Annotated in this window: 7 protein-coding genes; 1 reads left to right on the plus strand and 6 read right to left on the minus strand. The window is 48.2% G+C overall.

Annotation, left to right across the window (positions count from 1 at the left end):
- A partial coding sequence (locus tag ACOJTG_RS17970) for an aldo/keto reductase (protein ID WP_420155082.1) occupies positions 1–1,033 on the plus strand: 1,033 nt, incomplete at its 5' end.
- Between the two features lie 107 nt (positions 1,034–1,140).
- On the opposite strand, the gene ACOJTG_RS17975 is transcribed toward ACOJTG_RS17970, so the two are convergent.
- From ACOJTG_RS17975 to ACOJTG_RS18000, 6 genes are all read right to left on the minus strand, one after another.
- Positions 1,141–2,709, minus strand: coding sequence for a glycoside hydrolase family 32 protein (locus tag ACOJTG_RS17975; RefSeq protein WP_420155083.1), 1,569 nt, complete (start codon positions 2,707–2,709; stop codon positions 1,141–1,143).
- 60 nt (positions 2,710–2,769) lie between these two features.
- Positions 2,770–4,488, minus strand: a complete 1,719-nt coding sequence (locus ACOJTG_RS17980; protein ID WP_420155084.1) for a RagB/SusD family nutrient uptake outer membrane protein — start codon at positions 4,486–4,488, stop codon at positions 2,770–2,772.
- A gap of 14 nt (positions 4,489–4,502) precedes the next feature.
- Positions 4,503–7,607: a SusC/RagA family TonB-linked outer membrane protein gene (locus tag ACOJTG_RS17985; protein ID WP_420155085.1), complete on the minus strand. Its 3,105-nt coding sequence runs from the start codon at positions 7,605–7,607 to the stop codon at positions 4,503–4,505.
- A gap of 30 nt (positions 7,608–7,637) precedes the next feature.
- Complete coding sequence (locus ACOJTG_RS17990) at positions 7,638–8,528, minus strand: carbohydrate kinase family protein (RefSeq protein WP_420155086.1); 891 nt, start codon at positions 8,526–8,528, stop codon at positions 7,638–7,640.
- Between the two features lie 45 nt (positions 8,529–8,573).
- Positions 8,574–9,887: a sugar porter family MFS transporter gene (locus ACOJTG_RS17995; RefSeq protein ID WP_420155087.1), complete on the minus strand. Its 1,314-nt coding sequence runs from the start codon at positions 9,885–9,887 to the stop codon at positions 8,574–8,576.
- Positions 9,888–10,083: 196 nt separating this feature from the next.
- Complete coding sequence (locus ACOJTG_RS18000) at positions 10,084–12,765, minus strand: substrate-binding domain-containing protein (RefSeq protein WP_420155088.1); 2,682 nt, start codon at positions 12,763–12,765, stop codon at positions 10,084–10,086.
- Between the last annotated feature and the right edge of the window lie 260 nt (positions 12,766–13,025).

Below are 13,025 nucleotides of genomic sequence, written 5' to 3' on the forward strand. Positions count from 1 at the left end.
ACGAATTTTCATGCAAGCCCTTTCTTCAACAGGTATCGATCTTCCCCCCGTCATTTTCGGAACCAGCTGCCTCGGTAATATATACGAAGCCACTCCTTTTGAAACCAAACGTAGTATTGTCCAAGCTTGCGTTGAAAACTCACCCGGGAAGGCCGTTTTTGATACCGCCGGCAAGTACGGTGCAGGCTTAGCCCTGGAATCGTTGGGAAAATGCCTAGAAGAATTAAAAGTAGACCCCAAAGACGTTCTCATTAGTAATAAGCTAGGCTGGTATCAGGTGCCGCTTACTACGGATGAACCTACCTTTGAGCCCGGCGTTTGGAAGGATCTTAAAAATGATGCGATCCAGCGAATTAGTTACGAAGGTATTCTGGAATGTTTTCACCAAGGAAATGAATTACTGGGTCGGTATAGCTCCCAATTGGCCTCGGTACACGATCCCGACGAGTACTTAGCCAGAGCCACGAGTCGCGAAGAGGAAGAGGCTCTATATCAGGACGTCTTAGACGCGTATCGAGCTCTTTCCGAGTTGAAAGCATCCGGCCAAGTACTCGGTGTGGGCGTAGGAGAAAAAAAATGGAAGTTAATCGAACGACTCTCGAAGGATGTACAGCTGGACTGGGTTATGATTGCCAATAGCCTTACGCTGCATGATCACCCAACTGCACTCATTGAATTTATCCAACAGCTGCATCAAAAAGGAGTCGTGGTCATTAACTCAGCCGTGTTCAACGGTGGTTTTCTCATTGGTAGTGACTATTACAACTATCGTCTGGTCGATCAAACTACTGAAGAAGGTAAAAAGCTGCTGGAATGGCGAGAAAAATTCTGGGCGGTGTGTGAACAGTTTGGTATCAAGCCCGCCGAGGCGTGTTTTAACTTCGGTTTTACCGTTCCGGGCGTGCATAGCGTAGCGTTAAGTACTACCAAACCCAGTAAAGTGAAGCCTAATATTGAGATGGCAACGAAAACAATTCCAGACGATTTTTGGGAGGCTTTAGTACAGGAAGGCTTGATTGCTTCCCGGACGTAAGATGATTCTCAATTCCTGAAAATAATAATGTTACGACGATACGTTTCAAGTACAGAGAACGGGTTGACTGCTAAGATTTTCGTTAGTCAACCCGTTTTTTGTTCGTACTACTTGGCCGTAAGGGACGAGATTTTTAAATCTTTGAATTCACCCGTGCCGCCTTTCGTAAACAACTCCATCTGTCCAGTGGTCTTTTCGGGAAAAACCAAATCCGTCAATACCGCTTCTCCATCATTGACGTACACTTCCAGCACCGAAGCATCGGCAATGAGGCGTAGTTTTATCGCTCCGTTTTGAAGCGTTCCCGGAGCTTCTTCTACGCTGGGAAACCGCTGGTGGAAACTTACATTTCCTGATTTGCGGCGGTCAAGCTGAATTTTCCCATTTTGATAGAATAGTACGGTCTCTTCCGAACCGTCTTTGTAAAGGCGGATGCCCTGAGACTCGGCTTGACCGGGTACCAGCGTTACTTCCAGTTCAAAGGGCGAACTCGTCACTTCTGATACCACCTGACTGGTATTATTCAGAGAAAGTGACTTCTGCTGAAAGCGTACTTGATTTCGTAAGCCAGAGATTTTAGGCTGCTGGATCAGAGTAAGTCCTTCGGGGGTACGCTTCAAAGCGATTTCCCGGGGAAGAGACATGGCTCCCTTGAAAGGTTCAGTCGGCAAATCATTGGCGTATTCCCAATTATTAATCCAACCCATCATGACGGGTCGTTTTTGCGAAGCTGGTAAATTATTGTAGGGAATAGCCGCGTAGTAATCCTTTCCGTAATCAACCACATTGCCCCATTCGGCGGACGCAGGCTTGGGGTTTTCTTGATCGAGTTTAAAGTTCGTACCATCAAAATCGCCGACAAAGTACTGCATGCCCACGTAGCCTTCCTGGCGATGTCCCGAAGAGATAAATAATACCCAGCGGCTTTTACCCGGCTCATTGAGAATAGGGACCTGAATCAATGAAGGGCATTCCCAGATTTTGCTTTGATCCCCCTGTTTGCCAAACCGACTCATCTGTTTCCAGGATTTCAGGTCTTTCGATTCAAAAAACAACACGCTGTATTCATCCGGTTTGACCGCAGCCATGATCCATTTTTTCTGAGGCTCGTACCAGAATACGTTAGGGTCCCGAAACTCGTTCGTGTTCAGTTCCAGTACCGGATTCTTCGCGTACTGCTGCCAGGTACGGCCCTTGTCGGTACTGTAGGCTAAACTTTGATGCTGGGCCAAAGCTTTGCCTTTCTCATCGACGTGCGAGGTGTAAATGGCGACCATACAATCTTTCGTGCCCGTCGGGCAGAGCTTACTGGTGTTGCCGTAGTCGATGACGGCACTCCCCGAAAAGATCATGGTTACACTTTTCCCGTCTGGATTGGCAAACTCGTTCAAAGCCACGGGCAATTCGTTCCAGTGCAGTAAATCCTTACTCACGGCGTGTCCCCAGCTCATGTGCCCCCAGCGATTACCCTGGGGATTGTACTGATAAAACAGGTGATATTCGCCGTCGTAATACACCAGCCCATTGGGATCGTTGATCCAGTTTTTTCGGGGAGTAAAGTGAAAAGCCGGGCGGTACTTTTCAGTGGAAGTAGCGGGAGCAGGACTCTGGGCCTGCCCGCTGAAATCCATTATGATCAATGCAGCAGCAAGGGCCGATACTAGATAACTTTTCATAGTAAGTAGGGGTACATACCCCGGTAGTTGGGTAAAGATAAAATGGCAAAGACTCCAGAATTACCAGCCCGGGTTTTGCTGGTATAAATTAGCCGTGTAATTAATTTGATTGAGAGGGATGGGCAAATATTCGTCCCTGTTTTTGGTAAAACGGGCTTCTTTCAGGTATTCACGCTTGGTCTTTTCCTGGGTGAAATAGGTATTTAAGTATTCAGCCGCGATACCCCACCGAACCAGATCAAAGAATCGATTTCCTTCCATGGCAAACTCTAGGCGTCGCTCCCAACGCAGAGCTTGTCGAGCGAACGTCCGATTCCAGGTACAGTTCACACCGGGCTGATACGTTTCCAACTTGTAAGAAGAAATATCCTTTCCGGATTTGTCCTTCAGGAGAGCCGTACTTCGCTTCGCCCGTTGCCGAATCTGATTAATGAGAGGCAAGGCTTCATTTTCCCGACCGAGTTCGATCAATGCTTCTGCTTTCCACAAAAGTACATCGGCGTATCTAAGGAGAATATTGTTTTTGGCACTGCCCATAAACGGCGGTACTTTCTGAAAACCCGGACTGTCGTACGCTACCGTTTCTTTCATCGAAGCATAAGAACCGTAGATGTCCGGAGCCCGTGCCCAACTGGCCTGGTAAATGAAGTCGGGCTTGTATTTATACGGATGACCCGGAATCGCTACCGTATGGTCCAGTCGCGGATCGAACGTATGTTGTTGAAAATCGCTCAGCTCCTTGACGTCTTTTTGATTGAACGTATCAAAGAGGGGTAAGCCCTGCGAATCCGTTTGAAACGCATTGACCAGATTTTGACTGGGCTGATGAAACCCGCAGCATCCGTACTCGGTATTCATGGGATAACTCAAGGCACTACTCCAGTCCAGCCGACCTTTGGGCGTTCCATCATTCTTGGAACGCTGGATGGCGAAAATCGATTCGGTACCGTTATCGTACTCGTAGAGGAAATTCTTGCTAAAATCATCAAACAGCCCGTATCGGCCGGAAGTGATAACGGCATCGGTAAGCGTTACCACTTCCGTTAGCTTGGCTTGATTGATACCCGTTACGTTATGGTTCGCATTCTGCTGATAGGCCTGATAGAGTAGCACTTTAGCCAGGTAAGCTTTGGCGGCAATCTGATCGGCCCGTCCTTTTTCGGGTTGCGTTACGGGTAAGTGTTCCGTCCCAAACCGGAAATCGTCCGCAATCTTACTCCAACTTTCTTCATTGGATAAAGCAACGTTGGAAATTTTACCGTACTCCTGAGTCGGAACACTTTCATCAATGTAGGGAATATTCTTGAACAGGATTTTTAGATCAAAATAGGAATGTCCTCTCAAAAAACGCATTTCGGCCTGACGTACTTTTTTGTTCGGGAAAGCCTCCTCATTCATCGCATTGAGGCGTCTCAACGCATCATTCGCCCGGGAGATGGATACGTATAAGCGATACCAGATCACATCGCTCTCGCCTAAATCGGGCCGGATGTAGGAAAAGGTTTCGTAAAAATGGAAGGCACTGATGTCGGCCGTACCCGCCCCACCCTTATAGGCATCCCCTGAACGCAGATTCCCGTAGGGCCACAAGGTGAAGGGGGCAGTATAGTGGTCATTCCCGATAGCGGCGTAAGCGGCGGTGCATAATTTTTCAATGTTCTCCGAGGTATTGAGTGCTTCCCCATCAATTACGGCGTTGGGAGCAACGTCTAAGGCTTGCTGGCAGCTGTTTCCGGTTACGATCAGGAGCGTAGCCAGTAAAAGGCGTGTTAGTTTCATAACGGATTGCGAGGTTAAAAGGATAGATTAAGCCCCAGCGTGTACACCGCCGGGATGGGATAGGTCGCATTGGGCGTTTCCGGATCTACGCCCGTGTAGGCGGAAGATCCCGTCTTTTTCCGAAGCGTCAATACATTTTGAGCCTGTACGTACAGCCGGGCCTGCTGCATGCGGTATCGCTTGAGAAGCGTAGCGGGAATGGTAAAGCCGACCTGCACGTTTCGGAGTTTCAGATACGAACCCTGTTCGACAAAATAGGAAGATCTTCTCTGCTCATTATTTTTATCCGTCAGCGTTAAGGCAGGAATGGTCGACGTAGGATTGGTCGGCGACCAGGCATCCAAGGTACGTTCCCCCCAGTTTACACCCGAAGCCAGCGAAGCAAAGTCCGTCAGGAGCTTATTATCATTGTAGACGTCCGCCCGTTGTAGACCCTGGAAGAAAAGTACTACATCGATGCCTTTCCAGGAAAAGTCAGCGTTGAGTCCGTACATGAATTTTGGACTACTGTTTCCAATCCAGGTCCGATCTCTGTCATCGACGACGCCATCCCCGTTCAGGTCTTTGTAACGAATGCGGCCTACGCCCTTTCCGATCTGGGTCGCGTAGGAATCTACCTGTTCCTGATTTTGAAAAATTCCATCGGCAACGTAGCCATAGATGGAATTGATCGATCTTCCCAGAATGGTGACATCCCGACCGTTGCCGCCGTAGGAGTTCACTACTTCTCTTGGCAAGTAGGTCACTTTATTTTGGTAGGAAGAGATATTACCCGACAAGTTAAAGTTGACTTTGTTGGCTATTTTACCCTGATACCCGAGTTGCAGCTCAATGCCGGAGTTTTCCATGGAAGCTCCGTTCACCCACTGGTTCCCCCCTTCGCCCACGACGCCCAGGTAAGGCGGACTCACGAGAATATCTTTGGTTTTCTTCACAAAATAATCGACTGACCCGGTAAGCTTGTACTCGAATAAGCTGAAGTCAATGCCGTAATTGGTTTGAGTGGTAGACTCCCATTTCAGTTTATCATTTCCCTGTTGAATGAGTCGGTACCCGGAAGGGAGGCTACCCGTATTTGCTCCCGTTATATCGTAAGCGGTTCCGATGTCAAAGTCCCAGGTTGGGTCAATGCCGTAATTAGACTCGTACAAACGATAAATGGCATTGTTAGCAAAATCCTGATTTCCGGTAACTCCCCAGCCGAAGCGTAACTTCAAATCGGAAATGGCGGATAGTTTGTCCTTGATAAAATGCTCTTCGCTCAATCGCCATCCCAGCGAGAACGCCGGAAAAGTTCCGTACCGCTGGTCGCTTCCGAAGCGGGAAGAGCCATCCCGCCGGACGGTTACCGAAGCCAGATAGCGATCGGCCAGGGCGTAATTTACTTTGCCAAAGAAAGACATAAGGCCGTAACCGAAAGCTGATCCGCCATTATCTTTATTCGCAGAGCCGGCATCCAGGTACATGTATTCGGGCGTTTGCAAGGCAAAGCCCTGGCGACTGGCCCAGAAGCTCTGGTTGTTATAGCGAATGCGTTCAGTACCCGCTAAAAAGTCAAGCCGATGTTTATTACGCTCTAAACTATACGTCAACGTATTCTGCCAAATCCAGTTTCCATAAAAGTTTTCTGAATTCGTCGCCCGATTCATGGGATCGGATAAAAATCCTGACGTATAGGATTTGTACAGGACTCGCTGACTGCCAAGGGTATAATCCACGCCAATACTGGTGCGAAGCTGAAGTTTGGGCAGGATTTCTAAATCTGCGTACACATTGCCAAAAATGCGACCCGCGTACGACTTGTTCTGTTGGTTATCGGCGATAAGGCGTACCGGGTTCTGTCGATCACTCATACTGGCTACGGGTCCACCCCAACCACCCGTGAGCGTACGAACGGGTACGATGGATTGCTGGATCAAGGCCATGTTCATGATCTCTCCCTCGGGCAGCAAGGTTTGTCTGGTTTTCGCGAAAGTCAGATTTTCACCCACCTTGAGTTTACCTTGTAGGAAATTATAATCTGAATTGAGTCGGAGCGTCAGGCGGTTCAGATTCGTTTCCTTGATGATCCCGTCATGATCCAGGTAATTGAGTGAAAAAAGCATCGTCCCTTTTTCTCCACCATTCGAGAAGTTAAGGTTATACGACTGCATCAATCCCGTTTGGGAGATTTCGTCAAACCAGCGAGTATTGGCCGGACGCATCGTCTGAGCGACGTCAATAAACTCCGGATAGCTTACGCCGTCCAGGACGGGTTTTCCCTGAGCATCCAAATGCGAGCTAAATTGGTACAGGGGGCTGGAGGGCGTAACGCCATCATTGACCGCCGCTTGCCAGTATACGCGGGCCCGCTGCTCCGTATTGAGTACCTTAAGTTTGGATTGATACCGTTGAAATGACCAGAAGGAGCTAAAGTCAATACGACTAAATCCGGCTTTGGCCCGTTTGGTGGTAACGATGATCACGCCATTCCCCGCCCGTGACCCATAGATACTAGCCGCCGAAGCATCTTTCAATACCTGAATGGACTCAATATCATTTTGATTGATCGATTGAAGCCCTTCCTTGGTTGGAATCCCGTCAATGACGTACAAAGGATCATTATTGTTGAGCGTTCCCTGACCCCTGATGCGGACACTCGCGGTGGCTCCGGGCGAGCCACTCGTCGTCACCTGCATGCCTGCCACGCGTCCCTGTAGATTTTTGATGGGGTCCGCCGTTGGAATATCTTTAATATCGCTCAGTTTAACCACCGAAACAGCACCCGTAAGATCGGCCTTGCGTTCGGCTTTATAACCCGTGACGACGACTTCATCCAGCTTTTTCAAATCTTCCTCAAGGATCATGTCGAGGACACTGGAATTACCCAGGGCGGCTTCCTGGGAAACCATGCCTATGAACGAAAAAAGTAAGGTTGCCCCCGGCGAAACCCGTAGTATATACTCGCCTTTTTCGTTCGTGGTGGTACCATTGGTGGTTCCTTTTTCCAAAACCGTTACCCCAGGAATTGGCTGAGCATCGGTCCTTGAAGTGATTTTCCCGGAAACGGGTATTTTGTCTTGGGCCATAGTAGCCCCCATCGTACTGAATAGCAGTACGAGCCATAAAAAGTGTTTCATAGAGGTTTTAGAGAAAGTGTTAAGATTATATTATACCATCTGCATAAAGGATTCAACCGTTGTGTGGGAAAGAGTCGGCGTAGCTCCGTGCTGCGTAGCTACGTAAGAGCCCGTGGCACAGGCAAAATCAAGGGCGGCCTGAGTCGATGGGTTGACTTGTAACTGGTACAATAAGGCCGCCAGAAAGGAATCTCCGCTACCGATAGTATCCTGTACCTCCACGTAGAGGCCCTGATTTTCGTAAAAGAGATCGTTGTGTAAGAGGCAGGCTCCGTTCTCACCCCGCGTCACACACACCGTACGTAAGTTGTACCGTTCGGCTAAATGCCGCATGGCCGTTTCGGGTTCGCCTGGATACTCATACCAGGAGGTCACTTCGGCTAATTCATGGTGGTTCATTTTAACGATGTCAGCCTTTTCGATCAAATGCTCCACGATCGCTCGCGTGTAATGCGGGGGACGCAGGTTGATGTCAAATACTTTGCAGTTCGCTTCTTCGAGTAATTGGTAAAGGGTTTCCCGACTCCGGGCACTGCGGGCTCCCAAACTTCCGTATACGAAGAGGTTCGCTTCTTTTACCCAAGCCGATACCGTTGAATCGTAACTGATGTAATCCCAAGCTACGGGTTGCACAATTTGGTAGGTAACTTCACTTCGGTTGCTAACATTGGCTTTCACCACGCCCGTCAAATGCGTTTTGCCGCGTTGAACCGACAAGGTTTCGATACCCTTTTTCTCCATGAAAGCCAGTAATTCGTGCCCCAGCTCATCTTCGCCGACTCGACTGATGAGTTTAGCGTTAAAGCCCAATTGATGAGCGTGAACGGCGACATTAAAGGGAGCTCCGCCCGCCTGCCGTCCGGTAGGTAATATGTCCCAGAGTACTTCTCCGAAACAGACCATGCTAAGTTTAGCGTTCATATGGATAGGTGTTGTCTGATATAAAGGGCTGTTCCTCTGTATCGATTAGTGAATGACTAAGGTTCGATCCATCTGCTCCAGACTGGTTCCCTTCGTTTCGGGCATGATTCGCCAGACAAACAGCAGTTGCAGAACCATCATGACGGCAAAAAAGGAAAAGGTGTGTCCGCCGCCTAGCTTTTCGGATAGGTAGGGAAAGGTAAAGGCAATCAATGCCGCCATGAACCAGTGGGTGAAGCTTCCCAGAGCCTGCCCTTTTGCCCGAATACTGTTGGGGAAAATCTCAGAGATAAAGACCCAAATAACGGCTCCCTGCGAAAAAGCAAAAAAGGCGATGTAGATAAACAAGTAATAGGGAACGCCATCAAACTGCTGCGTGTAAAAGGCTCGGGCTACTAAGATTAGCGTACCAATCACCCCGAAGGAACCAATGAGCATGAGCGTACGGCGGCCAAAACGATCGATGAAATTCATGGCCAGTAGCGTGAAGCAGAAGTTCACTAGCCCAATGCCCGTCGTCGAAAGCAAAGAAGACCCCTTTTCAAAACCGGCCATTTCAAAAATGCGGGGGGCGTAGTAGATGATCGCGTTGATACCCGAGACTTGGTTGAAGAAAGCAAACACCAGGGCTAGCATCACCGGAAAACGGTTCGTTTTAGCCCAGAGCCCTTCGGATTGATGCTCCTGTACGGCTTGTCCGATCAGAATAGCCTGCACATCTTGCTCATAGCCGTCTGGATTAATGATTTGTAAAATCTGACGGGCTTCATTCACCTTGCCCAACTTGCTAATTAACCAGCGAGGGCTTTCGGGAACGCCCAGTAACAAAAGCAGGAACAACAAAGAAGGTACGGCCTGTACGCCAAGCATCCAACGCCAGGCATGCTCGCCAATGCCTTCAAAGGCGTAATTGGATAAGTAAGCGATTAATATACCAAAAACGACATTCGTCTGAAATAGGGCCACCATGCGTCCTCGCGATTTGGCCGGTGAAATTTCCGATATATACAGCGGAGCCGTAACCGAGGAAGCCCCTACGCCTAAACCTCCCAGAAAACGAAAGAATAAAAAGGGAATCCAGGTCGGAGATAACGCCGCTCCTAGCGAGGAAATCAGGTAAAGAGCGGCTACGCCAATCAGGGTTTTACGCCTGCCAAGTCGATCCGAAGGGATACCGCCCAGTAAGGCTCCGAGGACGGTCCCGATCAGAGCAATGGAAACGGTTAGACCGTGTTCAAAAACATTCAGGTTCCAGAGTACCTGAATGGCTCGCTCCGCACCCGAGATCACTGCGGTATCAAAGCCAAAGAGAAAGCCTCCCAATGCAATGACAATCGACCAGAGAAAAACTTTTTTCATAGAGGAATTTTTGATCAAAACTGGCCAGATGATCCCCTATGATAATTAAACTTAATATCAAAAAAGTTAAACTTTGTTACGTAGCCAAGGGACGGTTTTAAAGAGCTTTAAATCAGGTAAATTGCATTTTTTTAATCTTAAATTGTATCAATAAATCTTTCACTCAGGTAACCTCACTTTCACTCAGGTTACATCGTTACTTACGTTGGTTCAAATTCTTAAACTCTGAAGGCGACATATTGTACTTTGCTTTAAAGGCCGTTGAAAAATACGTAGGTGATGAGAAGCCCACCTGATAGGCTACGTCGGCAATGCTCATGGGTTTAGTGACCAGTAATTCCCGGGCCTGGGTTAGGCGAAGATTTTGAATAAAATCCGTTACCCCACAGTCTAACAACGCCTTTACCTTTCGATAGAGCTGTACGCGAGAAAGGCCCATTTCCCGGGCTAATTCTTCCACGCTTAGGTCAGACCTTGTCATATTTTTCTCAATCAAAGCCGTCAGATCTTGAATAAACTTTCGATCGCTGGTTTGTGCAACAGGCACAGCGGTATCGATGGATAACTCCCGCCGAAAATGTTCCCGAACCAGTTGTCGATTCCTTAAGAGCGTTTTGATACTTTCCAGTAGAAACGCCGGATCAAATGGTTTGGTCAGGTACAGGTCAGCCCCCGACTGCACGCCTTCGAGTTGATGCTCCTGAGCGGTACGGGCCGTCAAAAGAATGATTGGAATATGGGAAGTTCGCCAGTCTCGTTTAAGGGTTTCGACCACTTGAATACCCTGCATTCCGGGTAACGTTACGTCTGAGACGATCACATCGGGCAGCGTATCAAAGGCCATTTGCAAACCGGCCGTACCATCGGATGCTTCACTAACTTGATATGAGGGTTTTAGCTTTCGTTTCAAAAAGGCCAAAAGCTCTGTATTATCTTCGATCACTAATAGCGTAGCAGCCTCGGCGTTGCTATCGGCTATGGTTTCTGCGGAGGCTTCCGTTAACCAATCTAACGGATCAGGTAATACGCTAGGCAAAAGGCTCCCTTCACCGAGTATGGGTTTCGTGGTAGGTAGACTGATTTCAAACGTACTTCCCTGATTAATTCGGCTGCGAACGCTAATGGTACCATTGTGGAGTTGAATGAGTTCTTTAGCTAACGCCAGTCCAATGCCCGAGCCCCCAGCTCCTGCGGTAGTACCCTGATAAAACCATTCGAATACATGCGTTTGCTGCTCCTCGGTCATTCCAGTCCCGTTGTCTTCAATGGTCAATCGAATACTTTCTTTGGGAGCATCTACCTGAAGGATTACCGTGATTTTACCCTGATCCGGCGTAAATTTAAAAGCATTGGATAATAAGTTTACAATCACCTTATCCAGCAAATTGCTATCAAACCAGGCCATGATGCTGGCTTCTGATGGTAGAAAACGCAAATCAATGCCTCGCTGCCGAGCCGTTTTCTCAAACGCTTGTACTAAGTTACAAGTAAAAGCCACCAGATCCCTTTCTGCCACCTGAATAGGCATCTTACCTACTTCAATTTTTCGAAAATCGAGTAATTGGTTGATTAGTTTAAGCAGCCAATGGGCATTACGCTGAACGACTTCCAGATCTTTCCGCTGGGAACTTCCCGGAGCAGAGGCGGCAAGTAACTCCTGTACCGGACTTAAAATCAGCGTGAGCGGCGTGCGTAATTCGTGGGAAAAACTGGTGAAAAAGCCCAGTTTTGCTTCCGTCGACTGCCGGGCCTGCTCGGCAAGGTCGGCAATCGTATTTTTTTGATTGGAGATCTCTTCGTTTTGTGCCTTCAGTTGCTGCGTAATCCGGCGATTCGAGCGGAGCGAAGTGTAGGCAATACCGGCAAAGACCACAGCCGTGAGCAGAGAAGCCCCTAGGATATACAGCACCGTTTGCTGACTACTATAGATCCGATTTTGCTGTTCGATTCGAAGTTGCTGCTGCTGGATGTCCTGCCGCTGATCAATGATTTTTTCCGTTTGCTGCTTTAAAATGTGCACATTCGTCGAATCGATCACCATGGTACCCAAGATGTTTTCTTTCCCATAAGGTTCTTGATGCAACACCTTGAGAGCCGTTCGAATGGCTTCTTCTCCACCTGTAGGATATAAGATGGTAGCTTTGAACAAGCCGTCTTCGACAAACTGTAATCCACCCTTAGGGCCCGATAGCCCGTCTACTCCCACAATTTTGATACGCTTGTCCAGCCCCATCGCTTTACAAACCTGGTAGACGCCCAACGCCATGCGATCATTCTGAGCAAAGATTAAATCAACGTTAGGGTGCGTTTTTAGTACAGCGGGTAAGCGTTGCGTGACAAAAGCCTGTTCCCAATCGCCATTCATACTCGCTACCAAGTCAATGTTTGGGTAGTTTTTCAAAGTAGCGGCGAAGGCCTGATGCCGATCACTGGCGGCTGAAGCACTGGGCGTACCCGTAACTTCCAAAACCCGGCCCTTCTTCTGGAGTAATTCTCCTACGTACAACCCAGCCGTATGACCAATCTGATGATTATCCCCCCCCACGTAAGCCGTATATAGTTTAGACGTAGTTCGGCGATCCACAATAATGACCGGAATACCTTGATTGAATACTTCCTCTACTACGGGTGTAATGGGCTGAGCTTCATTAGGGGAAATGATCAGTAGATCCACGTGAGCGGCCAGTAATTCCCGAATTTGCTGCACCTGAAGCTCACTATTATCACGGGCATCTTTCATGAGTAGCTTTACTTCCGGATGAAAGCTAAGCTCTTTTTCCATACCTTCAAGCATCGCCTTTCGCCAGTCATCCCCATTGGTACACTGAGCAAAGCCAATAGTAAATTTCTCTGCTTTCTCCTGAGAGGAACATCCCACGAAAAGAGTGAGTAGACCAAAAAGTATTAGCTTCTGAATGATATGCACGATGTTCCAAACGATTAATTACACAAAATAATAAAAAAAGCTTGTATTAGGAATGGCTGTCAGAGGAGCTTTCCAGTTTCTTGCCCAATTACCTTTCCAATTTCCTCGTCTGACCTCCGTCTTGTAACGCTGCTTACCCGAGTAGTGGTTGAATGGATTGTTTGAGTCTCTTCGCTGCTTACGTTTCACTGCCTGTCACCTTTCCGTGTTTA

Origin of the sequence: Siphonobacter sp. (genome assembly GCF_048595215.1) — a bacterium.
Taxonomy (GTDB): domain Bacteria; phylum Bacteroidota; class Bacteroidia; order Cytophagales; family Spirosomataceae; genus Siphonobacter.